We start from the raw sequence: 24,476 nt of genomic DNA, 5'->3' as shown, positions 1-24,476 counted from the left end.
GCGGTCGGGCTCAGCCGAGTTCCTCGGTCGGCGAGACTTCCTTCTCCTCGTCGCGGAGGCGGTGCAGATGGGCGATGAAATAGCGCATATGCGCGTTGTCCACCGTGCGCTGCGCCTCGCTCTTCCACGCGTCATAGGCGCTCGCGTAATCCGGGAATATCCCGACGATGTGGATGTCATCCACGTCGCGGAACTGGGTTTTTTGCGGATCGACGAGTTCGCCGCCGAAGACGAGGTGAAGGCGTTGCATGGTCGAGGGCTCCTTTGCGGGCCGTTATTCAGGTCGCACTGAGAACCGATTAGGCCACGGCAGGGCTGGAACGCAAGGTTCCGGCGTCAGACAGAGGGGCCGTGACCAAGCGCGGCCATCGTGCTGTCCCACATCGCAGGCCCGCCTGCGACGACGCCGTTCTGAAGGGCCGAGGGCAGGTTGAAGCGCATCGCCTGCCCGGCGCGGTCGGTCGCTCGCCCGCCGGCCTCCGCCACGATAAGCGTGCCGGCGGCGATGTCCCATTCCCAGGCGTCGCGGAAGGTCAGCATCCCGTCGAAGGAGCCATCCGCCACAAGGCACATCCGGTAAGCCAGCGACGGGCGGTGCGAGCGGTGAAAGGGCGGCACCCCTTCCGGCCAGTGCTTGGGGTCGATATTTGGCTTCGTCGCAAGGAACTGCGCGCCCGCGATCTCCGCGCGGCTCGTGGTGCGGATGGCGGAGCCGTTGAGCTCCGCGCCGCCACCCTTTTCGGCAGCGTAGAGCTTGTCGCGCATGGGCAGATAGACCACCGCGGCGGTGATCTCTCCGGCTTCCGCGATCGCCAAGGAATGCGCCCAGGTATCCGAGCCGTCGATGAAGCTGCGCGTGCCGTCGATCGGGTCGATGATGAAGGTCGAGGGCGAGGTCAGGCGGAGCGGATCGTGCGGGCTCTCCTCGCTCAGCCAGCCATAGGCGGGCCGCGCGGTACGCAACGTGTCTTCCAGAACCTCGTTCACCGCGATGTCGGCCGCGGTCACCGGGCCTTGGTCTCCCTCTTTTTCGCGCACATCGAGGTCGCCGCCGATAAAGGTCGTCGCCACCTCGGCAGCCGCCCGGGCCGCGCGCAGAAGGAGATCGAGATCACTCTCCGGCAAGGGTCAGCCCTTCGACGAGAAGCGACGGCACGACGCGGCTGAGCCATGGGCGCGCATCATTCGCGGGCGTCATGCGGCGCAGGAACTCGGGCAGGCTGCCAGCGACCGTCACGCCAGAGACCGGATAGGCGATCTCTCCGTTCTCCACCCAAAGGCCCGACGCCCCGCGCGAGTAATCGCCCGTATTGGGGTTGATCGTGGAGCCGATCATGGATGTCACGATGAGCCCGGTGCCCATCTCGCGGATGAGGTCCTCGCGGCTCTGCGTGCCCTGGGAAAGCGCCACGTTCCATACCGAAGGCGAGGGGCCAGACGCGACGGAGCGCGCGGCATTGGCGGTCGGCGCCAGATCGAGCTTGCGCGCGCAGGCCAGATCCAACGTGTAGCTTTTCAGAACGCCGTCCTCGACGATGGCGCGGGGCCGGGTCGGCAGACCTTCGGCGTCGAAGGGACGCGAGCCCATTGTGCGGGGGCGGTGCGGATCCTCGGTCAGCGACAGGCCGGAGGGGAGCACCTCGCGCCCGAGCGCGTCCAGAAGCCAGGAGGCCCCGCGCGAAATCGCGGTGCCGGAGGCCGCTTGCAGAAGATGTCCGATAAGCGACGCGGCAATGCGCTCGTCGAAGAGAACCGGGTAGGCCCCGGTCTTTGGCCGGCGCGGATTGAGCCGCTCCACGGTGCGTTCGCCCGCGCTGCGCCCGATATCCTCGGGGCTTCGCAGATCGTTCTGGAAGATACGGCCGTCACCGTCGTAATCGCGCTCCATCCCCGTGCCATCTCCCGCGATGGCAACGCAGGAGGTGGAGCGCTGAGTGCGGGTATAGCCGCCGGAAAAGCCGTTCGAGGCGGCAAGCTGAACGCGAGTCCGGCTATAGCCGGCCGAGGCGGCGTCCATTCGGGTGACGCCCTCCACCGCCAATGCCGCCGCTTCGGCTCGGCGGGCATCTTCTTCGAGCGCGGCAGGCGTCGGCTCGTCCGCCGGATCGGCCAGCTCCAGCGCGGCGATGTCCCAATCGCGGGCAAGCTGATCGGCATCCGCAAGGCCGATATAGGGGTCTTCCGGCGCTTCACGGGCCATCGCGACCGCGCGTTCTGCCATCTCAGCCATCGTCTCGGCCCGCACGTCCGATGCCGACACGGTGGCAGAGCGTTTGCCGAGAAGCACCCTCAGCCCGATCTCGACCGCTTCGGAGCGTTCGGCCTGTTCAAGGGCACCGCCACGCACGTCGACGCCGACCGATGTGCCGTCCACCGCCATCGCATCGGCACTGTCCGCGCCGGCCTTGGCGGCGGCGGACAGAAGGTCTTCGGTCAGGCGTGACAAGTCGTGAGACATAGGGTTCCCTCGTGCGATCGTGTGGTCTGGACCTAGGCCGCGGGCACGCCCTGCGCAAGTTCGGCCCGTCAGCGATCCTCGGAAACGACGACGCCGACGATCGGTCCCAACGGGCGGCCCAGATCGGCACGCCGGATCGCCGGGGCGTAAAGCCGCGAGATATTGCCATCGAGGAACAGCGCCTGAGGCATCTCCAGCGCGTCGCGGAAGAGCCGTCCGAACTCGTGGAACGTCACCGGGCGCTCGGAGATCGCGAAGATCGTCTTGGTGCCGTCTTCCGACGTGCCGACACCGTTGCGGATATAGCGGCTGTCGCTGTCCTCGAGGAATCGCGGATGCAGCTCCCCGTCGATCACGAGCATCGGCCCGGACTGCGTGGCATAGCGACATGACGGGGATTCCGCCTCGAAGCGCCGGGTCTCGATCACATCGGCGCGCCCGTCGCCGATGCAGAAGATGCCGTTCGGCAGGAGCCCGAAATTTCCCGGTCCCGAAGTCGAGATCACGCCGCGATATTGCTCGTTATCCTCGACGTAATGGCCGACCGGAGCGCGATCGGGATGATACATCCCGGCATTCATCGCGAAGGCCAGCCGTTCGCCCCCGGCGGACAACGCTTGATCGAGCCGCCCGAAATTTCCGAAGGGCCGCTCATCCTCATCATAAAGGAAAAGGCGCAGGTCCTCCGAGGCGCTGTCCACATGGCAGAGCGTGTAGGGCACGTCCTCGAAGACGAATTCGCGGCACTCGACGGCTTTTGCCGCGCCGGGCAACGCGCCGAAGATCAGCGGAACGAGAAGGGCGGGCCAGCGCATGAAGGTCACTCGTCGTCGAGGTCGCGGCGCACGTTGTCCTGATCGAACAGCCGCCGTGTCTCGTCGAGCCGGTCGAAGGTCTCGTCGACGCGAAACCGCAGCTCGGGCGCGAATTTGAGCTGCACGTTCTTCGCGACAAGCTTTCGCAGCTCGCTTGCGTTCCGCGCCAGGAGCTTGACCACCTGATCCTGCCCCTTGCCGCCAAGCGGCGTGACATAGGCGGTGGCGACCTTGAGATCGGGCGAGACACGCACCTCGCTAACGGTAATCGACATGCCCGACAGGTCGGCATCATGCACGTCACCGCGCATCAGCACGTCCGACAGGGTGCGGCGCACGAGTTCGCCCACGCGAAGCTGCCGCTGGCTGGGTCCGGGTCCGTCTTGGAAAGCGCGTTTGGCCATGCATCGCAGATACGCCTTCGCTGGCACTTTGCCAAGGCGAAGCAGGCGCGATAAGGCAGAGGAAATCAATCGGAGGCACGTGCGATGGGCGATCTTCCCGGAGTTGTCATCACCGGCGTTTCGGGCCGGATGGGTCAGATGCTGGTGCGCGAGGTGCAAGCCTCGGAAAAGCTGCGACTGACGGGCGCGGTCGACCGGGCCGGACATGACTGGATCGGCCGCGATCTCGGCCTGGCGATGGGCGGTGCGGAGACTGGGCTTCTCGTGACCGACGACGCGGAGGCAGCCTTCGCCGAGGCGCGCGCGATCATCGATTTTACCGCGCCCGCCGCGACGCTGGGCTTTTCGCGGCTCGCCGCGGAGCGCGGGCTTGTCCACGTCATCGGCACGACCGGTTTTTCGGATGAAGAACTGGACGAGCTGGCCGAGGTCGCGAAAGGATCTGTTCAGGTGCGTGCGGGTAACATGTCGCTCGGCGTGAACCTTCTGACAGTGCTGACGCGGAAGGTCGCCGAGGCTCTCGACACCGAGTTCGACATCGAGATCGTCGAGGCTCATCACAACCGCAAGGTCGACGCGCCGTCGGGCACCGCGCTGATGCTGGGCGAGGCCGCTGCCGAGGGCCGGGGCGTCTCGCTGGCCGATGCGTCGGATCGGGGGCGCGACGGTATCACCGGCGCGCGCAAGGCGGGCGATATCGGCTTCAGCGCGATCCGGGGCGGTGACATTGTCGGAGAACATGACGTGATATTCGCCGGTCCCGGAGAACGTATCATCCTCCGCCATGTCGCCTCCGACCGGGCGCTGTTCGCGCGCGGGGCCCTCAAGGCGGCGTCCTGGGCGCTCGACCAGGAGCCGGGCTTCTACGACATGCTGGATGTGCTCGGGCTCAACTGAGAACGTTTCAGGGGCTCACGACCGCGCCAGCACGCTGGAAAACGAAACCGATCGCCGCATCTCACCGTATATCAAGGTGTGTTTCAGGAGGCGATCATGCGCAAATCACTGGTTCTGACCCTGATCCTCGCCATCGCCGCGCCAGTCGCGGCCAAGGCGGAGCGTGTCGACACGCGCGACGAGTTCGTATCGGCAGTCCAAGGCAAGCGGCTCGTCCGTCCGCTGGTCGATCTGCGCGTGACTCCCGGCGGCGGTATCTCCGGCTCGGGGGCGGCATGGGACGTAACCGGTCAATGGAGCTGGGAAGACGGCTTTTTCTGCCGCAGCCTCAACTGGGGCGGCGACGACCTTGGTTACAACTGCCAGCTCGTGACGCTCGAGGGCAACCGCATCACCTTCACCTCGGATCGTGGCTCAGGCCGCTCGGCGGGCTTTACCCTGCGCTGAGGCGCGGCCTCAGAAGTCGATCGCAAGGCCCTTCTTTTCCCAGTCGCCGTAGCGGACGGGCTCCGGTCCTTTGCGGCCGCCGAGCTCTATCGGGCGCGGGTCGGCAGCTTCAGCTGCCTCCGCGAGACGGCGGCGCTCTTCTGCTTCGGCCAATGCGCGCTGTGCGGCGGGCGGCAAGTCGCTTTTCTCTTCGCTCATCTGCGGTTCCTCCGATCGTCTCCCACTGATATATCCGCGCGACAGCAGGGAACAAGGCAGGCGACATGGATCAGGCACGGCGCGCAAGCGTGGACCTACTCGACGGTGTATTGGGCGAAGGACGGCTTCTGAGCGACCTGATCGCCGCGCCCTCCTTTCGAAAGATGCCGCCCGAGGCGCGCGCCACAGCGCAGCGGCTCGCGGCAGAGACATTGCGGCATCTCGATCGCGCCGACCGTCTTCTGCGCCCGCATCTTCAGAAAAAACCGCCGCTTCGGGGGCAGAACATCCTTCGCCTCGGGACGGTGGAGCTGGCGCAAGGAGGCGCGGCGCATGGTGTGGTCGATGCCTGCGTGACGCTGGCCGACGGGCACAAACGGACGCGTGCGCTGAAGGGGTTGGTGAATGCCGTGCTTCGGAAAGTCGCGGGTCAGGCTGCGGGCGAATGGGCGACGCTGCCGCCCTCGCGTCTGCCGGACTGGCTTCGCGGACCGCTGCTTGAGGCGTGGGGGCGCGATGCGGTGCGCGGTATGGAAGCGGCCCATGCCGTCGGTGCGCCGCTTGATCTGACTGCAAGGACCGACCCCGAAACGGTGGCCAAGGCCGTGAATGGCGCACGTCTTCCCACCGGGTCCATTCGCTGCGATGCGCGGGTGCAGGTCTCGGCCTTGCCGGGATTCGAGACAGGCGAGTGGTGGGTGCAGGACGCGGCGGCCGCGTTGCCGGTGCGGCTGCTCGGAGACGTGCGGGGCAAGAGCGTCCTCGACATGTGTGCCGCGCCGGGCGGGAAGACGCTGCAACTCGCGGCAAGCGGGGCAAAAGTCACGGCGCTCGATCTGTCGGAGGCGCGGCTTCAACGCGTGAGCGAGAACCTCTCGCGTACCGGCCTCGACGCCCAGATTGTTGTTGGCGATGCGCTGACCCATGAGGGCCGCTACAACGCTATCCTTCTCGATGCGCCGTGCTCGGCCACGGGCACGATCCGTCGCCATCCCGACCTGCCGCACGCTCGCGACGGGGCAGGCATCTCGGAGTTGATCGAATTGCAGGCGGCGATGCTCGATCACGCGCTTGGCCTTCTGGCGCCGGGCGGCCGGCTGGTCTTCTGCACCTGTTCGCTCATTCCCGATGAAGGCGAGGTGCAGATCGAAGAGGCGCTTGACCGGCATCCGGGGCTTGCCGTGATCCCGCCCGAGGGCGACTGGATCGAGGAGAACTGGCGTTCCAGCGAAGGCGGGCTGCGCCTGCGCCCCGATTTCTGGACAGAGCGCGGCGGCATGGACGGGTTCTACATGGCCACGCTCGTAAAAGGCTAAGGGCGCACCAAGGTCGCATATGGCGGCCGACCGGCCCGCCTTAGTGTCGGCCCAATGGGAGGATTGCGCGTCATATTGGCTGCGCTTGCGTGGCTGAGCCTGTCGTTTCAGGCCACGGCGGAGCCGTCCGATCGGGACCGCATCGCCGAGAAGATCATCGCGCCGATGAGCCTTGGCGAGCGGATCAGTGAAGACGGTGTCTACGAACTTCTGAATTCCGGCGGTCAACACTCGGGCTACGTGTTCGAAACAGAGCCGCTCGCCCCGCTACCGGGCTTTTCGGGCGCTCCGATCAATGTGCTTGTGGTGCTCGATCTCGAGGGGCGCTTCATCTCCGTACGGCTCCTCGATCATAACGAGCCGATCTTCGTCTCGGGGCTTGGGCAAGCGCCGTTTCACGCATTCTTCGAGCAATATGAAGGCCATTCCATCTCGGAAAGCCTTGTGGTCGGCACGCCGTATGGCGGGGGAGGCGCCGGAGGCAGCCTCGTTTATCTGGATGGTGTGACCAAGGCGACAGCGAGCGTACGGATCGCGCATGAATCGGTGCTGGCCGCGACGCTGCAGGTCGCGCGCGAGAAGATGCAGGGCATTTCGGCAGGCCCGCCCGCACATCCCGATCCTGACTACAGCGAAGATCTCGATTGGCAGGCATTGGTCGACGAGGGCCTTGTCGGCCACTTGCGGGTGAGCAATGCCGAGATCGATGACCGTTTCGCAGGGACAGTCTGGGCCGATGACGACCCAGATGCCACCGACTACCCCGAAGAGACCTACCTCGATCTCTGGGTCGTCGATCTTGGTCCGCCGTCCGTCGCGCGGGCGGTGCTTGACGGGGATACCTTCGCCGATCTGCGGCGCTTCATGGAAATCTCGCAGACCGATGAGCCGATTCTTGTCGTCGAGACCGCACGGCACGGGCTCGTCTCGGAGGATTTCGTCCGCAACACCTCGCCAGACTGGATCTCGGCCGAGCAAGGAGGACTGCCCGTCGCGCTCAGGGACGCCGATCTCTATGTCGGGCTGGCCGAAGACGTGCCCGAAGAGCTGAAAGATGGTCGCGCGCTTATCCTGCGGACGGACCGCCGCCTCGGCTTCGATCCGGCGTCCGAATGGACGCTCAGCGTCCAGGCAGTGCGTGAGCACGGCATGTTCCAGCCCGAAATCGGCTCGGCCGAGCTGTCGCTGACCCATGCAACGCCCGAGCGCTTCTTCACCCGGCCGGGCCAGGTCGAACGGCTACCGCAATGGCTCGAGGCGATCTACAACCGCCAGGGCGATCTGATCATCCTCGGCGCGATGCTGGGCGTGATGCTGTCGGCGCTGCTGTTCGGTCAGGCGCGGCTGGCGGGGCTTTCCGCCTTCACGCCAATCCGCCTCGGCGTTCTCGCAGCGGTTCTGGGCTTTATCGGCTGGTGGGGGCAAGGGCAGCTGTCCATCGTGACGCCGCTCGCGACGCTGCAATCGACGCTGGCGGGCGGCTCCTTCAACTTCCTGCTCTACGATCCGTTCTCGCTCGCGATCTGGGGGGCGACGATCCTCGGCTTCGTGCTCTGGGGCAGGGGGCTGTTCTGCGGCTGGCTCTGCCCATTCGGCGCAATGCAGGAATTCGCGCACCATCTCGGCCGCCTGCTTCGCATCCCGCAGATCGAAATGCCCGCTCGCTGGGATGCGCGGCTGAAATGGTTGAAATATGTCGTGTTGGCGGCGCTCGTGGCGGTGACGCTCTGGCTGCCGCAGCATATGGACAAGGCCGCCGAGGTAGAGCCGTTCAAGACAGCCATCACCACGTTCTTCCTGCGCGAATGGTATTACGCGGCCTATGCGATCTTCTGGCTTCTGCTTGGCATGATGCTGTTCAAGGGGTTCTGCCGCTATGTCTGCCCGCTCGGCGCGCTCATGGCGATCGGCGGGGCGCTGCGCCTACGCCGCTGGATCCCGAGGCGCGTGGAATGCGGCTCGCCCTGCCAGCTCTGCCGGGTGGAGTGCCAGTACGGCGCCATCGAGAAGTCGGGGAAGATCGATTACGCCGAGTGTTTCCAATGCCTCGATTGCGTGTCGATCCACGACGATGAGACGCGCTGCGTGCCGCTTGTGCTGAAGGGCCGGGCCGAAAAGCGCCGCCCGCGCGTGACGGGTCATCCCAACACGGTGCCGGCGGAATGAAGCGGCGGCGGTTTCTTACCCTGGCTGCCGCCTTCGCTTGCGCCCCGAGTTTCGCGGTCGCTCAGACATGGCGCGGGCGGGCACTTGGGGCGGAGGTGTCGGTCGCGCTTTCGGGGCCACGGCCCGACGTCGACGCGGCGCTCGCGGCAATTCCCGGATGGCTCGAGGAGGTGGAAGCGGAGTTCTCGCTCTATCGTCCGAACAGCGCGCTCTCACGGTTGAACGCCGCGGGGCATCTGGACCCGTCGTCCGCCTTCGCCGCACTCATGACGGAGGCGGACACCGCGCACCGGCTTTCGGGTGGGCTCTTCGATCCGACCGTTCAGCCGCTCTGGCGGGCGCTGGCGGAGGGCCACGATGCCCAGAGCGCACGCAGCCTTATCGGGTGGGACAAGGTGCGGCGTGCAGGTGCGATCCGCCTCGGACCTGGACAGGCGCTGACCTTCAACGGGATCGCGCAAGGCTTTGCGACCGATCTTGTCACCGACCGGCTTGCTGCGCGCGGCTTCACCCATGCACTCATCGACATTGGCGAGACGCGGGCTCTTGGCGGGCCGTTCCGGCTTGGGCTCGAAGACCCTGTGCAGGGCTTTCTCGGCCAGCGGACGCTGACGGGTGGCGCGATCGCCACGTCGAGCCCGGGCGCGATGGCGCTCGGCGGCGGAGCGCATATCCTCGGCCCGCGTAAGGAGCGGCCCGTCTGGTCGACGGTCAGCATCGAGGCGGATCGCGCGGTAAGGGCTGACGCGCTCTCGACGGCGGCGGTGTTCATGGATCAGCACGCGCTTGGGCGGCTCAAGACGGAGGCGGGGCTCAGCCGGATCACCTGCGTCGCCGAAGATGGGCGGCTCTTGACGCTTTAGCGACACCTGCGCGGATGTGCTGGACTAGAAGACCTTGCCTACTTCCCCCGAGGCGGCCGCGACTTGTAGGTCGGCAGGCTCCAGCCCCGTGCCAGCGTTCCGGCCCGGAGCGTGAAGGTCACGAGCGCGCAGGCCAGCGCCGCGATCGCATCCCCGAAGCCCAGCCAATGCGCGGCGAGCGTCGCCAGCGACCCGGCGAGCGCACAGGTCACGTATAGCTCGCCCTGGCTCAGCACGACGGGCACGTCATTGGCAACGACATCGCGCATCAGCCCGCCAAGGCAGCCGGTGGCCATGCCCATGACCACCACCACCGGCGCGGGCTGCCCGGCCTCGAAGGCAATCCCCGAGCCCGCCGCAGCAGCCACGGCGAGAGCCGCACCATCGAGCCAGCGCAGGGTCACGAGCCGACTTTCGAGCCGGTGCGCCACGAAAAAGATCGCGAGAGCCGAGAGCGAGGCAACGGCAAGATAGAACGGATCGGCGATCCAGAAGACCGGATTGCGGTCGAGCAGCAAGTCTCGCACCGTCCCGCCCCCGAGCCCAGTCAACGCGCCGAGAAAGACAAAGCCCACCACGTCCAGCTGCGCGCGGCTTGCCGTCAGCGCCCCTGTCGCGGCAAAGACCAGCACGGCGGCGTAATCGAGAAGCGTAAAGAGCGTCATTTCGACGGCTTGAACGGGGCCATCCCAGAACGGGCCAGCTCGTCCGCCCGCTCGTTTTCGGGATGGCCGGCATGGCCTTTGACCCATTCCCAGCTCACATCGTGGCGCTTCTGCGCCTCGTCGAGCCGCTGCCAAAGCTCCACGTTCTTCACGGGCTTCTTGGCGGCGGTTTTCCAGCCGTTCCGTTTCCAGCCGTGAATCCAGCCGGTGACGCCGTTCTTCACGTAGGCGCTGTCGGTGACGATGGTGATCCGGGATGGACGCGAGAGACTTTCGAGCGCGTTGATCGCCGCCAGCAGCTCCATCCGGTTATTCGTGGTGCCGCTTTCGCCGCCCGAGAGCTCGCGCTCCTTCGCCACGCTCTCGCCGTCCTTGGCCTGCAGAAGGACGCCCCAGCCTCCCGGGCCGGGATTGCCGGAACACGCGCCGTCGGTGAATGCGAAAAGCTCTGCCATGACAGCCGGGGTTTGGCGCGGCCCCGCTCTCCCGTCAAGCCGGTGCAAGCCGCGGCGGTCACTTATCCGAGAGAGCGGCAATCCAGGGAACGCGCCGCGCGGCAGGGCGTTCTGTCGGCAAATGCTTCGGTCAGCTACCGGAGCCTCACAGTAAAACGAAAGGGCCACATCATGCCTGCCATATCCGACGCAAAGATCCTTCTCATTGCGACCCACGGCTTCGAACAATCCGAACTTGAAGTGCCGCGCGACAAGCTGCGCGAACATGGCGCCACGCTTCATGTCGCCAGCCTCGACGGCAAGGATATCAAGGGCTGGGACGGCGACGACTGGGGCCAGACCGTGCCCGCCGACGCCGCGCTCGGCGATATCGACCCGTCCGATTACGACGCGCTTGTCATTCCGGGCGGCCAGATCAACCCCGACATCCTGCGCGTTCAGGACGAAGTGATCGCAACCGTGAAAAGCTTCTACCAGGCTGGCAAGCCGATCGCCGCGATCTGCCACGCGCCTTGGGTTCTCGTCGAGGCGGGTATCCTGAACGGCCGCAAGGCGACGTCCTATCCGTCGGTGAAAACGGATGTCGCGAATGCCGGCGCGCACTGGGTCGATGAGACCGTTGTCGCCGACGAGGGCATCGTCACAAGCCGCAACCCGAACGATCTCGACGCCTTCGTCGCCAAGATCGTCGAGGAGATCGAAGAAGGCACGCATGCGCGCAAGGCGGCGTAATCGCGTGATCTTTTAAAGGCAAAGCCCTCTCGGTTCAGCCGAGGGGGCTTTTTCATGCACAGAGATGCCGCTGACACACGGTCAGGCCTCGCGAGTATGTCCGTCGCAGTGCGCCAGCGTTTCCAAGTCTCAAACAGAGCGGACAATTACCTTCCAATTGTCTGCGGGGTGCCGCGATTGTGCCCAACTTGGCCGCGATACCCAAAGGAGACGAATAACGACGCGAAGGAGCGGTCAATGGATCGGCTGACCGAAATGGAGGCTTTTGCCACCGTGGTGGATCAGGGTGGCTTTACCGATGCCGCCAAGAAGATGGGGATTTCCAAATCCGCCGTCTCCAAACACGTCTCCTCGCTTGAGGCGCGCCTCGGTGCACGGCTCCTCAATCGAACGACCCGCCGGGTCAGCCCCACGGAGATCGGTCTGGCCTATTACGACCGCGCCCGGCGCGTGTTGAACGATGCCGGAGAGGCGGATGCGCTGGTTACGTCGATGCAATCAGCGCCGTCGGGTCTTCTGCGGATCTCGGTCGCCACGGATTTCGGCGTCAATCATCTCTCGCCGATCCTGGGGCAGTTCCTTGCGGAGTTCCCGGACATCACCGTGAACATGGTCCTCAACAACCGTTACGTGGAGCTGATCTCCGAAGGCTTCGACATGGCAGTGCGGATTGGGGAGCTGGAGGATTCGACGCTGCGTGCCCGCAAGCTGACCGAATGCACCAAGCGCATGATCGCCTCCCCGTCCTATTTCGAAAAGTTCGGCCGCCCGACGCGGATCGACGATCTCAACGATCACAAGCTGCTGCACTATTCCAACCAATCCTCCGGCAACGTGTGGAAAGTGACCGCGCCCTCCGGTGAGAAGCGCCAGGTCCGCACAGCGGGCTGGCTCTCGGTCAATGACGGCCAGTCGCTGCTCAATGCCTGCATCGCGGGCCTTGGCATCGCATACCTGCCGTCCTTCCTCTACGGCGATGCACTCGCCGCCGGCCTGGTCGAAGACGCGATCCCCGATCTGCCGCAAGAGACGCAAGGCATCTACGCGGTCTATCCGCCGGGCCGTTTCACGCAGCCCAAGGTGCGCGCCTTCATCGACTTCCTCGTGCACGAGTTCGCCGAGAAAGGTCCGACCGACTGGTAAATTCCCGAATGCCTGTTCCGAGGCACACTGGCCCCGGTCGCCTCAGGGTGATCGGGGCATTTTAATGTGCCACGACAGTGCGCTTGCGGACGGGCCAGACCTCGAGGATTCCGGCGATCAGTACGAGCGCGCCCCCGACAAGCTCCTGGGGTAATGGCACCTCACCGGCAAGCCAGGCCGCCGATGCCGTGCCGACAAGCACCTCGATCATCAAAAGGATCCCGACGCGCGGCGGATCGAGGCGCACTGTCGCCCACATCAGCCCCGCCATGCAGGCCGCCCACCAGATCGTGCCCGCTGCCACCGCCCAGGGCAAAGCCGGCAAAAGCGCGTCGTTCGGCGTGGGCAAGCCGGAGAGGAAGGGCGCCAGCGCGAGCGCACAGAGCGTCGCACCCGCTGCGAACACGAAGGAGGCCAGCCCGGGCGGAACCGCTGGCCGCACACGGATGCCGATTGTCGCGATTGCCCAGGTGATGCCCGACAGCAAGGCCATCCATTCGCCGATGCCGCGCGGGACCGGCAGCCCCCCGCCCGCACCGAGCATGATGCCGAGGCCCAGTATTCCCGTCACGATGGCCGCGATCCGCAGGCGCGGTGTCGCCCATCCCATCACGACGCGCCCGATCAGCGTCGACCAGACGGGAGTCAGGAAAAACAGAAGGATGATGACCGCGATCCGGCCATAGACGAGCCCGACCGAGTAGAGGACGAAGCCTGCGCCGCCGAGCGCGATATAGGCAAGGGCCGCCCGGTCCGCTCGGCGCAGGGTGCCGAATTGCCGGATCGCGTGTGGCACGAGGGACAGCGCCGCGATGGCGACGATCAACGCCGTTCCCCAGGCGCCCGGCAGGCCCGCCGCGTCGAGCGCACGCACCGGCACCCAGTAGAACCCCCAGAGAGTTCCCGCCGCGATCACCATCAACGTGGCGCGTTTGGTCTGCGTATCGGTCATCTGCCCTGCCTCCGAACCTCGCGAGCGGCATACCCGGCACCGCAGAAAGCTGCAATTCGAGGCGGGTTCAGCCGCCGAACAGGACCGCATGCATGGTGCGGCCGGGCAGAAGCGTGAAAGCGCCTGTCAGCATGATGGCGAGCAGGAATAGGAAGGTCATGGCGGATTTATGTGCCGCGATCCGACCCGCACGCGCGGATCGCACGGCATAGACAAGCGTCGCGAGCGTTAAGATCGACAGAATATGGATCGGGCTGAACGGGCCGAAAACGCGAAACTCGTGAATCCAGAAGCTGGATAGCGCAACGACCGCCATAAGGCTCACCCACACCCATCCGACAAAGCGATGGCGCGCAGTGCCTTTCCGCATTGCGAATTGCGACGCCCCGATCGCGAAAGCTGCCAGCGCTGCGAGGGCGTGAACGGAGATGACGGGGCCGTCTGCCCAGAGCGGGGCGAAGTTCATCTCTGCCCCGGTCGAGGACGCCGAGCGACTGGTGAACTTTTGTTGGCGTGGTTCAACGGCAAGCGTAACACCGAGTGTGGATGTAAATATGATTTACATCCGAGCTACCCTTGCGTCAATAACGTCTCGGATCCTATCCGCGTGCGGCTTCGGCTTCGATCTCGCGGCGGCTCTTGCGCTCGCGCTCGGTCGCGGATTTGAGCTGACCGCAGGCCGCCATGATATCTTCTCCGCGCGGGGTGCGGATCGGCGAGGCATAGCCGGCCTTGTAGACGATGTCGGCGAAGGCCTCGATCCGGCTCCAATCAGAGCGCTCATAGGGCGCGCCGGGCCATTCGTTGAACGGGATCAGGTTAATCTTTGCCGGAATGCCCTTGATGAGCTGCACGAGGCGGCGCGCATCGGCATCGCTGTCGTTCACGTCCTTCAGCATCACGTATTCGAAAGTGATCCGCTCAGAGTTCGACAGACGCGGATATTCCTTGAGCGCGGTCAGCAGAGTCTCGATATTCCAGCGCTTGTTGATCGGCACGAGCTTGTCGCGCACCTCGTCGGTCGTCGCGTGGAAGCTGACGGCCATCTGGCAGCCGATCTCCTCGGCGCAGCGGGCGATCTCGGGCACGACACCCGAGGTCGACAGCGTGATCCGGCGGCGGGACAGGGCGATGCCTTCGCCGTCCATCGCGATCTTCATCGCATCGCGCACGTTGTTGAAATTGTAGAGCGGCTCGCCCATCCCCATCAGCACGATGTTCGACAGGAGCCGCGGGCCGTTCTCGCCTGTGCCGGTGCCAGGCGCGGGCCATTCGTCAAGGTCGTCACGTGCCAGCATGATCTGCCCCACGATCTCAGCCGACGTCAGGTTGCGAACCAGCTTCTGCGTGCCGGTATGACAAAAGGAGCATGTCAGCGTACAGCCGACCTGGCTCGAGATGCAGAGCGTACCGCGATCCTCTTCGGGGATGTAGACCATCTCGACCTCGTGGCCGCCGGCGATCCGCACGAGATACTTGCGCGTGCCATCCATCGACACGGTCTTGGACACCACCTCGGGCAACCGGATCGCGAAGTTCTCGGTCAGAAGGCGACGATAGTCCTTGGAGAGGTTCGTCATCGCCTCGAAGTCGCGCACGCCCCAGTGATAGAGCCAGGCCCAGACCTGGTTCACACGCATCTTCACCTGCTTTTCAGGTGTTCCGACGGCCAGCAGCGCATCACGGAGCGCAATCCGCGTCATTCCGACGATATTCTGCGGGCCCTCCTCCGCCTTGCGGGGGATGGTGACGAGGTCCTGCGTGATCGGTGCGTTCGAGGTCATGGCGGTCTCTTGGTCCCGAGGGGCGCGATACGTGCGAAAGTGGGCCTGATATAGGAAGAGCGCGCCGATTCCAAAAGAAAATCGACGCGCTGCGATGTTTGTCTCGAAGGAGCGGCTCGGGAGCGATCAGCTCGTGCAGCGGCGCTCCGCATCCTCGACCGCGGCGGTGAAGCCCAGAAGCGAGAACGTATCCTCGGTCGCTGTGCCGCGCGAGGAGCGTGCGGTCAGAACCGCGTCCGCGCCGCGCTTCATCGCCGTGATGATGCGATTGTCGTCCTGCGGTGTCGCCGGCCAGGCCCATTCGCCCTCGGTGAACATCTCGAATTCCGTGCCGCCGATATTGAGGTTAACCGTCGAGCCTTCCGCGAAGGGATAGCCCCCGGTGAATGCGACCTGGCCCATGACTTCCGCCTCGGGGCGGTAGAAGACCATCAACAGGATCTCGCCGCGCGTCACCGCCACGACGCGGCCGTCGCGGGTGTTCACGCTTTCCTTGTAAGTGGTCACCGCCCAGCATTCGCGCGGGTCCGATCCCTCGAACACCGACCAGTCCGTCATCGCATCGACGCGGTTGGTGCTTTCATCCTGTGCGTGGGCCATGCCGCCCCACGCGAAGAGCGCTGCGACGAGGCCGACCCCGATCTGAGCTTTCATTGCCTGACCCTCCAGAAAAACCTGACCCTCAAAGCTTCGGGTTGTGCCGAAAGCGCCCCGGTTTATGTTGCCGGTTGAAACCCGAATTCGCCGCGGACATTAGCCTGATTTTGCCATGGGCGAAAAGCCCTCTCGGCAGATAATCGCCAACCTGTGAGGACACTCCCGATGAGCCCATCCACCGCGCGCCTGTGTGAAGTTTGGCGCGGACCCATCGCCGAGTCGGTGCATTTCGGTCATGTCGTGATTGCCGGGCCGGATGGAGAGGTCGAAGCCGCCTGGGGCGACCCCGACGCGACGATCCTGCCACGCTCCTCTGCCAAGATGATCCAGGCACTGCCTCTTGTCGCGTCGGGAGCCGCCGACGCACGGGGGCTCGGGCCCGAACAACTCGCTTTGGCATGTGCCAGCCATCAGGGCGCGCCGCTGCATGTCGCAAAAGTGGCCGAGTGGCTGGCGGCCGAAGGTTTCGACGAGGCGGAGATGCGCTGCGGGCCCGAGCCGTCGCGCGACAAGAATCTGCGGTTCGAGATGATTCGGGATGGCAAGTCTCCCTCGCAGCTTCACAACAATTGCTCAGGCAAGCATGCAGGGTTCCTGACCCTCGCCGCGCAGCTTGGGGGTGGCGCGGAATATGTCGAGCCGGAACATCCCGTCCAGATCGCCGCCCGCGATGCCTTCGAGGTGGTCACCGATCGTGAAAGCCCAGGCTTCGGGATCGACGGATGCTCGGCGCCGAATTTCGCAACGACGATGTCCGCGATGGCGCGTGCAATGTCCTGGTTCGCCACGGCGCATCGCCGCGAGGATACCCTGTCGCGCGCCGGCGTCCGTCTGCGCGAAGCGATGATGGCACATCCATTGCTCGTTGCGGGTGAGGGTCGCGCCTGCACGCTCCTGATGCAGGCCGCGAAGGAGCCTGTCGCCCTCAAGACCGGGGCGGAAGGGTTCTTTATCGCGATTTTGCCAGAGCGCGGCCAAGGTATCGCGATCAAGGCGCAAGACGGTGCCACGCGGGCCGCGGAATGCGCGATCGCGGCGGTGCTCGTCCGGATGGGTGTTCTGGATGCGGATCACAGGGACGTGGCGCGGTTCCTGTCGCCCCAGATCACCAACCGGCGCGGCATCGTCACCGGGTCGATCAAACCGGCGGTGACGCTTCTGGGTTAAGCGGCAAATTCGGTTTTCGCGTAGCCCTGGATGTAGAGGAGCGCCGTCAGGTCGCCGAAGTTGATCCGGTGTTCGGCTTCGGCCTGAACCGACGGTTTGGCATGCAGAGCCACGCCCGTTCCGGCGCGCTGGATCATGCCAAGATCGTTCGCGCCGTCCCCGACTGCGATCACATCGCTCTCGTTGATGCCGAGCCGCCGGGTGATCTCTTCCAGAGCCGTCACCTTGGCCTCGCGTCCGAGGATCGGCCGAGCGACTTCTCCCGTCAGCGTGCCGCCGTCGATCAGAAGCGTGTTGGCGCGGTGTTCATCGAAACCGAGCGCCTCGGCGACAGCGCCCGTGAAGGCCGTGAACCCGCCGGAGACGAGCGCCGCGTAACCGCCATTGGCACGCATCGTTGCCACCAATTCACGTCCGCCCGGCATGTGCGAGATACGGGAGGCCAAAACGCGCGCGATCACCGCTTCGGGAAGTCCCTTGAGCAACGAGACGCGTTCGATGAGTGCGCCTTCGAAGTCGAGCTCACCGTTCATGGCTCGGGCGGTGATCTCTTTGACCCGCTCGCCGACACCGGCCTCGTCTGCCAGCTCGTCGATGCATTCCTGCTGGATCATCGTCGAGTCCATGTCCGCGAGGAGCATCCGTTTCAGGCGTCCTTCGGCGGGCTGGCAGACAAGATCGATCTTCAGAGCCTGAAGATCCTGCCAGACCTGCGCGAGGTTCACCGGACAGCCCGGCACTTCGAACTCGCAGGCTTCATCCGGGGCGAGCCAATGAATCGCGCCGCCACCCCAGGCATTGCGGAGCGCCTCGGCCGCCGCAGGTTCTAGCGATGGCGCGCTGGGCGCGGTGAGAAGCGTGACGACATGGGACATGGAGCTTAGCCTCGGATGGACATGATCGCGCTATAAACCGGCAGGCCCGCGCCTGAAAGGCTTGCGCCGAGAAGTTTCCGATCCGCTCCACCGATGCCGCTTTTGCGCTGCGAAAGGTCGCCGCACGGCTCTTTTGCGACTTGTGGAACAAAGGGGCGGGCAGTAGATGCGTCCGCGGGACACCCCTCCCCAACGAGGGGCTTCTATCTGGAAGGTTAGACAGATATGGCGTTGACCAAACCCGGCACGCGGCCGGAAAACCCGCGTTTTTCCTCTGGCCCTTGCGCCAAGATCCCCGGTTTCTCCCTCGATATGCTCTCGGATGCGGCACTTGGCCGGTCCCACCGCGCGAAGGTGGGCAAGGACAAGCTGAAAGCCGCGATCGATGGCACGCGCGAGATCCTGGGCGTTCCTGATGACTACCGCATCGGCATCGTGCCGGCATCCGACACGGGCGCCTATGAGATGGCGATGTGGACGATGCTGGGCGAGCGGCCCGCCGAAATGGTCGCCTGGGAAAGCTTCGGCGCAGGCTGGGTCACCGACGCGGTCAAGCAGCTCAAGATCGAGCACACGGTTCATACCGCCGAGTATGGCGAGATCGTCGACATGGCGTCGCTCGATTATGACCGCGACGTCTGCTTCACCTGGAACGGCACGACATCGGGCGTGCGGATGCCGTCGGGTGAGGCGATCCCCGCGGATCGCGCGGGTCTGACCTTGTGCGATGCGACCTCGGCGGCGTTCGCGCAGGATCTGCCCTGGGACAAGCTCGATGTGACGACCTTCTCCTGGCAGAAAGTGCTGGGCGGTGAGGCCGCGCATGGCATCCTCATCCTGAGCCCCCGCGCGGTGGAGCGGCTCGAGAGCTATACGCCGCCCTGGCCGCTGCCGAAGATCTTCCGCCTGACCAAAGGCGGAAAGCTCAACGAAGGCATCTTCATCGGTGAAACGATCAACACGCCCTCCATGCTCGCGGTCGAGGATTACCTCGTCGCGCTCGACTGGGCGCGCTCTGTCGGTGGCCTCAAGGGCCTGATGGCGCGGGCCGATGCCAACGCGCAGGCGGTCTGGGACTTCTGCGAGAGCCGGGACTGGATCGACAACCTCGCGCAGGATCGTGCGACCCGGTCGAACACCTCGGTCTGCCTCAAGTTCACCGACGGCGCGATCTCGGATCCCGCGGCTTTCGCCAAGTCGGTTCAGAAGCGGCTCGAGGCCGAGGGCGTCGCGCTCGATGTCGGCTCCTACCGCGATGCGCCGGCAGGTCTTCGGATCTGGTGCGGCGGCACGGTCGAGACCTCCGATATCGAGGCGATGCTGCCCTGGCTCGAATGGGCCTACCACACCGAATACGCGGCGCTTTCCGAAGCGGCCTGATCCCGGTTTCCGCCGGGTCCGAAATCCATATGGATTTCGTCCGAGACGTCACGTGACGTCTCGGGCGGCGGGCCCGGTCCTCTCCAATATCGTTCATTCAAAGGACCACTGACATGGCTCCCAAGGTTCTCATCTCCGACAAACTGTCTGACGCTGCGGTGCAGATCTTCCGCGACCGCGGCATCGAGGTCGACTTCCAGCCCGACCTCGGCAAGGACAAGGACAAGCTCGCCGAGGTGATCGGTGACTACGATGGTCTCGCGATCCGCTCGGCCACCAAGGTCACGCCGACGATCCTCGAGAATGCGCCGAACCTGAAAGTGATCGGCCGCGCCGGCATCGGCACCGACAATATCGACAAGGAGGCGGCGTCCAAGAAGGGCGTCATCGTGATGAACACGCCCTTCGGCAACATGATCACGACCGCCGAGCACGCCATCGCGATGATGTTCGCCGTTGCCCGCCAGATCCCGGAGGCTTCGGCCTCGACCCACGCTGGCAAGTGGGAGAAGTCGAAATTCATGGGGGTCGAGCTGACGGGCAAGACCCTTGGCGTCATCGGCGCGGGCAATATCGGCGGCATCGTCTGCGACCGCGCGCGGGGCTTGCGGATGAAGGTCGTCGCCTATGATCCGTTCCTCAGCCAGGAAAAGGCCGACAAGATGGGCGTCGAGAAGGTCGAGCTCGATGAGCTTTTGAGCCGCGCCGACTTCATCACGCTGCATGTGCCACTGACCGACCAGACGAAGAACATTCTCTCCAAGGAGAACCTCGAGAAGACGAAGAAGGGCGTGCGGATCATCAACTGCGCGCGCGGCGGGCTCGTCGACGAGTCGGCGCTGGCCGAGCTTTTGAAGTCGGGCCATGTCGCCGGTGCGGGTTTCGACGTCTTCGCCGAGGAGCCGGCCAAGGAGAACCCGCTCTTCAACCTGCCGAACGTCGTCTGCACCCCGCATCTGGGCGCGGCGACCACCGAGGCGCAAGAGAACGTGGCACTCCAGGTCGCCGAGCAGATGGCCGACTACCTGTTGACCGGTGCCGTGCAGAACGCGCTCAACATGCCGTCTGTGACCGCCGAAGAGGCCAAGGTCATGGGGCCGTGGATCAAGCTCTCCGATCACCTCGGCAGCTTCATCGGGCAGATGACCGACGAGGCGATCAAGGCGATCAACATCCTCTATGACGGTTCGGTATCCGAGATGAATCTCGAGGCGCTCAATTGCAGCCTGATCGCGGGGATCATGAAGAGCATCAATCCCGAGGTGAACATGGTCTCCGCGCCGCTCATCGCGAAGGAGCGCGGGATCAAGATCTCGACCACGCGGCAGGCGCAATCGGGTGCCTTCGAGGGCTATATCAAGGTGACGGTCGCAACCGACAAGCGCGAGCGCTCCATCGGCGGGACGGTCTTCTCGGACGGCAAGCCGCGCTTCATCCAGATCAAGGGCATCAATATCGACGCCGAGATCGGCCGCCACATGCTCTACACGACGAACGAGGACGTGCCTGGCATCATCGGCACGCTCGGCACGACGATGGGCAAGAACGGCGTGAACATCGCGAACTTTACCCTCGGGCGTTCGGCAGCCAAGGGCGAGGCGATCGCGCTTCTCTACGTCGACGAGGCGGTGAAGCCAGAGGCGCTGAAGGAACTGCACGAGACCGGTCTGTTCCGGCAGATCCGCAACCTGCAATTCGACGTCGCCTGACACGGGCGGATATCGCGTGGCCCTTCGGGGCCGCGCCGCGTATTTTCTGAGCGGTCTTGCCTTGCAAGGCCGCTCTTGCGTTCCTTGCGTCATGCGTTGGGAAAACAATTCTTTGGCCGCACTTCACATCTGCGCTAGGTGAACTCCATTGTTCCCACAGCCGGAGCCTTCCCATGTCAGATCCATTCATCGTCGGCTATGACGGCAGCCCCGCTTCGGATCGGGCGCTCGATGTCGCCATCGCGCAAGCGGTCGAAGCGTCCACGCCGATCATTCTTGTCCATGTTCTCGAATGGTCGCCGTATTCGTTTCTGACGCAGGAAGAGCTGGCCGAGCGCCACCGCCGCCGCAAGGAAGAGCTGGCCCGCGCCGAAAGCGCCGTGGTCACGCCTGCGCTCGAACGGGTCTCGGGACACGGCGTCGAGGTGTCGCCCGTGATCCGCTACGGCCATTCCGCCGAGATCCTGGTCGAGCTCGCCAAGTCCGAGAAAGCCCGGCAGATCTTCGTCGGTCGCGATGGCTCTTCGGCCTTCAAGGCCCGTCTTTTCGGCTCCACCGCCGCAACGCTGGTCCAGGTCTCGCCTGTGCCCTGCACCATCCTTCCCTGAAGGAGCCAGACCATGTCAGTCATCTCTCGCATCTTCGTTTTCTTCGCCGCGCTCCTCGCGGCCACGGGCGCGCAGGCGCAATCGCTCGACGAGACCATCAACGGCCTCTTCGAAAGCTCGACGGGCTGGTACGTGGACCTGATTTTCGCGAACTTTCCCGGCACCGAGGTGCCTTGGATCGTCGGCTGGCTGGTGATCGGCGCGGTGGTCTTCTCGCTCTATTTCGGCTTCGTGCAGTTTCGCTGGGTGGGACATTCGATCCGCCTTGTGAAAGGCGATTATTCCGACCCGAACGATGCCGGTGAGGTCAGCCATTTCCAGGCGCTCGCGACCGCGCTCTCGGGCACGGTCGGGCTCGGAAATATCGCGGGCGTCGCCGTGGCGATGAGCATCGGCGGGCCCGGCGCGATGTTCTGGATGATCCTGGCAGGTCTTTTGGGCATGGCGACGAAATTCACCGAGTGCACGCTTGGCGTGAAATATCGCAACGAGTTCCCGGACGGCAGCGTCTCGGGTGGGCCGATGTATTACCTCACCAAGGGGTTCAAGGAACGCGGCCTTCCCGGCGGCACTTTCCTTGCCGTGGGCTTTTCGGTCTTCACGTTGCTCGGCGCCCTCGGCGGCGGCAACATGTTCCAGGTCAACCAGGCGCACCAGCAGATCTCTGGCGTTGTAGGGGAATATCCCGGCTGGATTACCGGCATCGTCTTCGCGGTGATCGTCGGGGTCGTCATCATCGGCGGTCTTAAATCCATCGCCCGTGTCACGGAGAAGGTCGTGCCCTTCATGGGCATCCTTTACGTCCTTGCGGCGCTCGTCATCATCCTCGCCAATTTCGACCAGATCGGCATCGCCTTCAGCCGCATCATCGAGGGCGCCTTCACCGGGCTCGGTGTCGCCGGCGGCATGGTCGGGGCGCTGATCCAGGGCTTCCGGCGCGCCGCCTTCTCGAACGAGGCGGGCATCGGCTCGGCGGCCATCGCCCACTCGGCGGTGAAAACCAAGGAGCCGATCACCGAGGGCTTCGTCGCGCTTCTCGAGCCCTTCATCGACACGGTCGTGATCTGCACCATTACCGCGCTTGTCATCATCATCTCCGATCAACTCGTCACCGATCCCGAGACCGGGCTCTTCGTGGTCGAGAACGGTCAGATCGTGACCCAGTCGGGGGCAACGGGTGTCGCGCTGACCTCGGACGCCTTCGCGACGGCGTTCTCCTGGTTCCCGATCGTGCTGGCCGTCGCGGTGGTGCTCTTTGCCTTCTCGACGATGTTGAGCTGGTCTTATTACGGCCTCAAGGCCTGGACCTTCCTATTCGGCGAAGGCAAGGGCAAGGAGCTCGTCTTCAAGGCGATCTTCTGCTTCTTCGTCGTGATCGGAGCGGCGGCGAGCCTGGATCCGGTCATCGCCTTCTCCGATGCGGCGCTCTTCTCGATGGCGATCTTCAACGTGATCGGGCTCTACTTCCTGATGCCGCTGGTGAAGCAGGAGCTTCGGAAATATTCCGAGAAGCTGCGCTCGGGCGAGATCCGCAAGGTGAAATGAGGCCACCCTTTTCCTGATCCGCCCGGCGCGATAAGCCGGGTGGGACAGACAAAAGGAGTTGGTGCGCGATGCGCGTCGTATTCATGGGCACGCCGGACTTTTCGGTTCCGGTCCTGGAGGCGCTGGCGGCGGCCGGACACGAGATCGCCGCGGTCTATTGCCAGCCGCCCCGGCCCGCCGGGCGCGGCAAGAAAGACCGGCCGACCCCGGTCCACGCGCGCGCACTCGAACTTGGGCTGGAGGTGCGCCACCCGGCATCCTTGAAGGGAGCTGACGAGCAGGCGGCCTTTGCTGCGCTCGAGGCCGAGGTCGCGGTGGTCGTCGCCTACGGGCTGATCCTGCCCCAGCCGGTCCTCGATGCACCGGATTACGGCTGCCTCAACATCCATGCGTCCCTCCTGCCTCGCTGGCGCGGGGCCGCGCCCATCCAGCGCGCGATCCTCGCAGGCGACCGGATGACCGGCATCGCCGTGATGCAGATGGAAGCGGGTCTCGATACCGGCCCCGTCCTCATGGCCGAGGCGACCGAGATCGCAGCGGAGGAGACAAGCGAGACCCTGCACGACCGGCTGTCGGAGATGGGCGCGCGGATGATCGTCGACACGCTTTCGAGGCTGTCCACGCTCACCCCTGAACCGCAGCCCGACGAGGGCGTGATCTACGCGACCAAGATCGAGAAATCGGAGGCCCGTATCGATTGGACGCGGCCCGCCCGTATCGTCGATCGGCAGATCCGCGCGCTTGCCCCCTTTCCCGGCGCCTGGACCGAGGCGCGTGGCGAGCGGCTGAAACTTCTCGGGAGCCGGATGTCGGACGGGGAGGGCGCGCCGGGCGAAGTCCTGGGCGGGCCCGGCCTCCGCGTCGCCTGCGGCGATGGCGCGATCGAAGTTACGCGCTTGCAGAAGGCAGGACGCGGTGCGCAGGATGCCGATGCGTTCCTGCGCGGGGCAGGTCTTGTCCCGGGCGATCGGCTCGGAGAGGAGTGAGGCGAGGTGTTCCCAACCCTGATCGGCACCGTGGTGATCGCGGGCATCGTCGGATATCTCTCGGAGCGGTCCGGCTTCACGCATAACGGTGTGCTTGCCAGCGTCATCATCTGCGTCGGCGGCGCCTTCCTGTTCTATTTCGTTTCGATCATGTTCGGCATCGGTTTTGGCCGACAGGGCTGGAACGCGATTCTGGCTTCGGTTGGCGCGCTCATCATCGTGCCGACCCACTGGCGGCGCTAGCGCGTCCGGTC

Annotated in this window: 27 protein-coding genes; 14 read left to right on the top strand and 13 right to left on the bottom strand. The window is 65.0% G+C overall.

The genetic code is table 11. The annotated features are described in order from the left end of the window. Window positions 1-10 precede the first annotated feature (10 nt). From BM171_RS01305 to rbfA, 5 genes are all read right to left on the bottom strand, one after another. Window positions 11-250, bottom strand: a complete 240-nt coding sequence (locus tag BM171_RS01305) for a DUF4170 domain-containing protein (protein ID WP_093008984.1) — start codon at window positions 248-250, stop codon at window positions 11-13. 86 nt (window positions 251-336) lie between these two features. Further along, entirely contained in the window at window positions 337-1,125 is a 789-nt protein-coding gene (locus BM171_RS01300; RefSeq protein WP_093008983.1) for an inositol monophosphatase family protein, read from the bottom strand. Beyond that, entirely contained in the window at window positions 1,112-2,458 is a 1,347-nt protein-coding gene (locus tag BM171_RS01295) for a TldD/PmbA family protein (RefSeq protein ID WP_093008982.1), read from the bottom strand. Before BM171_RS01295 ends, BM171_RS01300 begins: the two co-directional genes overlap by 14 nt. Before the next feature lie 68 nt (window positions 2,459-2,526). Then, complete coding sequence (locus tag BM171_RS01290) at window positions 2,527-3,273, bottom strand: phosphodiester glycosidase family protein (protein WP_093009269.1); 747 nt, start codon at window positions 3,271-3,273, stop codon at window positions 2,527-2,529. A 5-nt stretch (window positions 3,274-3,278) separates the two neighbouring features. Further along, entirely contained in the window at window positions 3,279-3,677 is a 399-nt protein-coding gene (gene rbfA, locus BM171_RS01285) for a 30S ribosome-binding factor RbfA (protein WP_093008981.1), read from the bottom strand. 84 nt (window positions 3,678-3,761) lie between these two features. Here rbfA and dapB point away from each other — a divergent pair, with 84 nt between their 5' ends. Both dapB and BM171_RS01275 read left to right on the top strand, forming a co-directional pair. Continuing rightward, entirely contained in the window at window positions 3,762-4,574 is an 813-nt protein-coding gene (gene dapB, locus BM171_RS01280; RefSeq protein ID WP_093008980.1) for a 4-hydroxy-tetrahydrodipicolinate reductase, read from the top strand. 96 nt (window positions 4,575-4,670) lie between these two features. Beyond that, window positions 4,671-5,021, top strand: a complete 351-nt coding sequence (locus BM171_RS01275) for a dihydrodipicolinate reductase (RefSeq protein WP_093008979.1) — start codon at window positions 4,671-4,673, stop codon at window positions 5,019-5,021. A 9-nt stretch (window positions 5,022-5,030) separates the two neighbouring features. Here the strand turns inward: BM171_RS01275 and BM171_RS01270 are convergent, their stop codons facing one another. After that, window positions 5,031-5,219: a DUF1674 domain-containing protein gene (locus BM171_RS01270; protein ID WP_093008978.1), complete on the bottom strand. Its 189-nt coding sequence runs from the start codon at window positions 5,217-5,219 to the stop codon at window positions 5,031-5,033. 65 nt (window positions 5,220-5,284) lie between these two features. Between BM171_RS01270 and BM171_RS01265 the strand changes: the two genes are divergently transcribed. From BM171_RS01265 to BM171_RS01255, 3 genes are read left to right on the top strand one after another with little or no spacing between them, the layout of a single operon-like run. Then, the gene (locus BM171_RS01265) at window positions 5,285-6,535 is read left to right on the top strand and encodes an RsmB/NOP family class I SAM-dependent RNA methyltransferase (protein ID WP_093008977.1); all 1,251 of its coding nucleotides are present in this window, start codon (window positions 5,285-5,287) and stop codon (window positions 6,533-6,535) included. Between the two features lie 54 nt (window positions 6,536-6,589). Next, entirely contained in the window at window positions 6,590-8,701 is a 2,112-nt protein-coding gene (locus tag BM171_RS01260; protein WP_093008976.1) for a 4Fe-4S binding protein, read from the top strand. After that, the gene (locus BM171_RS01255; protein WP_093008975.1) at window positions 8,698-9,564 is read left to right on the top strand and encodes an FAD:protein FMN transferase; all 867 of its coding nucleotides are present in this window, start codon (window positions 8,698-8,700) and stop codon (window positions 9,562-9,564) included. Before BM171_RS01260 ends, BM171_RS01255 begins: the two co-directional genes overlap by 4 nt. A gap of 38 nt (window positions 9,565-9,602) precedes the next feature. On the opposite strand, the gene BM171_RS01250 is transcribed toward BM171_RS01255, so the two are convergent. Continuing rightward, complete coding sequence (locus tag BM171_RS01250; RefSeq protein WP_093008974.1) at window positions 9,603-10,229, bottom strand: trimeric intracellular cation channel family protein; 627 nt, start codon at window positions 10,227-10,229, stop codon at window positions 9,603-9,605. Next, window positions 10,226-10,684 carry a ribonuclease HI gene (gene rnhA, locus BM171_RS01245; RefSeq protein WP_093008973.1) on the bottom strand — a complete coding sequence of 153 codons (459 nt, stop codon included), beginning with the start codon at window positions 10,682-10,684 and terminating at the stop codon, window positions 10,226-10,228. The genes BM171_RS01250 and rnhA overlap by 4 nt, the downstream gene beginning before the upstream one ends. A 171-nt stretch (window positions 10,685-10,855) precedes the next feature. Here rnhA and BM171_RS01240 point away from each other — a divergent pair, with 171 nt between their 5' ends. Both BM171_RS01240 and BM171_RS01235 read left to right on the top strand, forming a co-directional pair. After that, window positions 10,856-11,416, top strand: a complete 561-nt coding sequence (locus BM171_RS01240; RefSeq protein ID WP_093008972.1) for a type 1 glutamine amidotransferase domain-containing protein — start codon at window positions 10,856-10,858, stop codon at window positions 11,414-11,416. 237 nt (window positions 11,417-11,653) lie between these two features. Then, window positions 11,654-12,559 carry a LysR family transcriptional regulator gene (locus BM171_RS01235; protein ID WP_093008971.1) on the top strand — a complete coding sequence of 302 codons (906 nt, stop codon included), beginning with the start codon at window positions 11,654-11,656 and terminating at the stop codon, window positions 12,557-12,559. A 61-nt stretch (window positions 12,560-12,620) separates the two neighbouring features. Here BM171_RS01235 and BM171_RS01230 read toward each other — a convergent pair whose 3' ends face one another. The 4 genes from BM171_RS01230 to BM171_RS01215 form a co-directional block, all read right to left on the bottom strand. After that, window positions 12,621-13,511, bottom strand: a complete 891-nt coding sequence (locus tag BM171_RS01230) for a DMT family transporter (RefSeq protein ID WP_093008970.1) — start codon at window positions 13,509-13,511, stop codon at window positions 12,621-12,623. 67 nt (window positions 13,512-13,578) lie between these two features. Next, window positions 13,579-13,977 carry a DUF2306 domain-containing protein gene (locus BM171_RS01225; RefSeq protein WP_093008969.1) on the bottom strand — a complete coding sequence of 133 codons (399 nt, stop codon included), beginning with the start codon at window positions 13,975-13,977 and terminating at the stop codon, window positions 13,579-13,581. 133 nt (window positions 13,978-14,110) lie between these two features. Continuing rightward, window positions 14,111-15,295 (bottom strand): dual-specificity RNA methyltransferase RlmN, encoded by a 1,185-nt coding sequence (gene rlmN / locus BM171_RS01220; RefSeq protein ID WP_093008968.1) that lies wholly within the window; start codon window positions 15,293-15,295, stop codon window positions 14,111-14,113. A 126-nt stretch (window positions 15,296-15,421) separates the two neighbouring features. After that, window positions 15,422-15,949, bottom strand: a complete 528-nt coding sequence (locus tag BM171_RS01215; protein ID WP_175497466.1) for an invasion associated locus B family protein — start codon at window positions 15,947-15,949, stop codon at window positions 15,422-15,424. A gap of 168 nt (window positions 15,950-16,117) precedes the next feature. Between BM171_RS01215 and BM171_RS01210 the strand changes: the two genes are divergently transcribed. Continuing rightward, entirely contained in the window at window positions 16,118-17,119 is a 1,002-nt protein-coding gene (locus BM171_RS01210; protein ID WP_093008967.1) for an asparaginase, read from the top strand. On the opposite strand, the gene serB is transcribed toward BM171_RS01210, so the two are convergent. Further along, window positions 17,116-17,994 (bottom strand): phosphoserine phosphatase SerB, encoded by an 879-nt coding sequence (serB, locus tag BM171_RS01205; protein WP_093008966.1) that lies wholly within the window; start codon window positions 17,992-17,994, stop codon window positions 17,116-17,118. The two genes, BM171_RS01210 and serB, sit on opposite strands and share 4 nt — an antisense overlap. A gap of 225 nt (window positions 17,995-18,219) precedes the next feature. On the opposite strand from serB, the gene BM171_RS01200 reads away from it, so the two are divergent. From BM171_RS01200 to BM171_RS01175, 6 genes are all read left to right on the top strand, one after another. Continuing rightward, window positions 18,220-19,374, top strand: coding sequence for a phosphoserine transaminase (locus BM171_RS01200; RefSeq protein WP_093008965.1), 1,155 nt, complete (start codon window positions 18,220-18,222; stop codon window positions 19,372-19,374). A 113-nt stretch (window positions 19,375-19,487) separates the two neighbouring features. Next, window positions 19,488-21,083, top strand: a complete 1,596-nt coding sequence (serA, locus tag BM171_RS01195; protein WP_093008964.1) for a phosphoglycerate dehydrogenase — start codon at window positions 19,488-19,490, stop codon at window positions 21,081-21,083. 173 nt (window positions 21,084-21,256) lie between these two features. Then, window positions 21,257-21,691 carry a universal stress protein gene (locus tag BM171_RS01190; protein WP_093008963.1) on the top strand — a complete coding sequence of 145 codons (435 nt, stop codon included), beginning with the start codon at window positions 21,257-21,259 and terminating at the stop codon, window positions 21,689-21,691. Between the two features lie 12 nt (window positions 21,692-21,703). Continuing rightward, window positions 21,704-23,236, top strand: coding sequence for an alanine/glycine:cation symporter family protein (locus BM171_RS01185; RefSeq protein ID WP_093008962.1), 1,533 nt, complete (start codon window positions 21,704-21,706; stop codon window positions 23,234-23,236). Between the two features lie 68 nt (window positions 23,237-23,304). Next, window positions 23,305-24,222, top strand: coding sequence for a methionyl-tRNA formyltransferase (fmt, locus tag BM171_RS01180; protein ID WP_093008961.1), 918 nt, complete (start codon window positions 23,305-23,307; stop codon window positions 24,220-24,222). 6 nt (window positions 24,223-24,228) lie between these two features. Beyond that, window positions 24,229-24,465 carry a hypothetical protein gene (locus tag BM171_RS01175; protein WP_093008960.1) on the top strand — a complete coding sequence of 79 codons (237 nt, stop codon included), beginning with the start codon at window positions 24,229-24,231 and terminating at the stop codon, window positions 24,463-24,465. Window positions 24,466-24,476 lie beyond the last annotated feature (11 nt).

Source organism: Roseivivax halotolerans (genome assembly GCF_900115815.1).
Classification (GTDB): Bacteria; Pseudomonadota; Alphaproteobacteria; order Rhodobacterales; family Rhodobacteraceae; genus Roseivivax; species Roseivivax halotolerans.
This window is presented reverse-complemented; position numbering and strand designations above follow the sequence as displayed.

Excerpts from the sequence above, each read along its gene's own strand:
- BM171_RS01305 (WP_093008984.1), bottom strand. The coding sequence starts at position 250 with ATGCAACGCCTTCACCTCGTCTTCGGCGGCGAACTCGTCGATCCGCAA.
- BM171_RS01295 (WP_093008982.1), bottom strand. The coding sequence starts at position 2,458 with ATGTCTCACGACTTGTCACGCCTGACCGAAGACCTTCTGTCCGCCGCC.
- BM171_RS01290 (WP_093009269.1), bottom strand. The coding sequence starts at position 3,273 with ATGCGCTGGCCCGCCCTTCTCGTTCCGCTGATCTTCGGCGCGTTGCCC.
- rbfA (WP_093008981.1), bottom strand. The coding sequence starts at position 3,677 with ATGGCCAAACGCGCTTTCCAAGACGGACCCGGACCCAGCCAGCGGCAG.
- dapB (WP_093008980.1), top strand. The coding sequence starts at position 3,762 with ATGGGCGATCTTCCCGGAGTTGTCATCACCGGCGTTTCGGGCCGGATG.
- BM171_RS01275 (WP_093008979.1), top strand. The coding sequence starts at position 4,671 with ATGCGCAAATCACTGGTTCTGACCCTGATCCTCGCCATCGCCGCGCCA.
- BM171_RS01270 (WP_093008978.1), bottom strand. The coding sequence starts at position 5,219 with ATGAGCGAAGAGAAAAGCGACTTGCCGCCCGCCGCACAGCGCGCATTG.
- BM171_RS01265 (WP_093008977.1), top strand. The coding sequence starts at position 5,285 with ATGGATCAGGCACGGCGCGCAAGCGTGGACCTACTCGACGGTGTATTG.
- BM171_RS01260 (WP_093008976.1), top strand. The coding sequence starts at position 6,590 with ATGGGAGGATTGCGCGTCATATTGGCTGCGCTTGCGTGGCTGAGCCTG.
- BM171_RS01255 (WP_093008975.1), top strand. The coding sequence starts at position 8,698 with ATGAAGCGGCGGCGGTTTCTTACCCTGGCTGCCGCCTTCGCTTGCGCC.
- BM171_RS01250 (WP_093008974.1), bottom strand. The coding sequence starts at position 10,229 with ATGACGCTCTTTACGCTTCTCGATTACGCCGCCGTGCTGGTCTTTGCC.
- rnhA (WP_093008973.1), bottom strand. The coding sequence starts at position 10,684 with ATGGCAGAGCTTTTCGCATTCACCGACGGCGCGTGTTCCGGCAATCCC.
- BM171_RS01240 (WP_093008972.1), top strand. The coding sequence starts at position 10,856 with ATGCCTGCCATATCCGACGCAAAGATCCTTCTCATTGCGACCCACGGC.
- BM171_RS01235 (WP_093008971.1), top strand. The coding sequence starts at position 11,654 with ATGGATCGGCTGACCGAAATGGAGGCTTTTGCCACCGTGGTGGATCAG.
- BM171_RS01230 (WP_093008970.1), bottom strand. The coding sequence starts at position 13,511 with ATGACCGATACGCAGACCAAACGCGCCACGTTGATGGTGATCGCGGCG.
- BM171_RS01225 (WP_093008969.1), bottom strand. The coding sequence starts at position 13,977 with ATGAACTTCGCCCCGCTCTGGGCAGACGGCCCCGTCATCTCCGTTCAC.
- rlmN (WP_093008968.1), bottom strand. The coding sequence starts at position 15,295 with ATGACCTCGAACGCACCGATCACGCAGGACCTCGTCACCATCCCCCGC.
- BM171_RS01215 (WP_175497466.1), bottom strand. The coding sequence starts at position 15,949 with ATGAAAGCTCAGATCGGGGTCGGCCTCGTCGCAGCGCTCTTCGCGTGG.
- BM171_RS01210 (WP_093008967.1), top strand. The coding sequence starts at position 16,118 with ATGAGCCCATCCACCGCGCGCCTGTGTGAAGTTTGGCGCGGACCCATC.
- serB (WP_093008966.1), bottom strand. The coding sequence starts at position 17,994 with ATGTCCCATGTCGTCACGCTTCTCACCGCGCCCAGCGCGCCATCGCTA.
- BM171_RS01200 (WP_093008965.1), top strand. The coding sequence starts at position 18,220 with ATGGCGTTGACCAAACCCGGCACGCGGCCGGAAAACCCGCGTTTTTCC.
- serA (WP_093008964.1), top strand. The coding sequence starts at position 19,488 with ATGGCTCCCAAGGTTCTCATCTCCGACAAACTGTCTGACGCTGCGGTG.
- BM171_RS01190 (WP_093008963.1), top strand. The coding sequence starts at position 21,257 with ATGTCAGATCCATTCATCGTCGGCTATGACGGCAGCCCCGCTTCGGAT.
- BM171_RS01185 (WP_093008962.1), top strand. The coding sequence starts at position 21,704 with ATGTCAGTCATCTCTCGCATCTTCGTTTTCTTCGCCGCGCTCCTCGCG.
- fmt (WP_093008961.1), top strand. The coding sequence starts at position 23,305 with ATGCGCGTCGTATTCATGGGCACGCCGGACTTTTCGGTTCCGGTCCTG.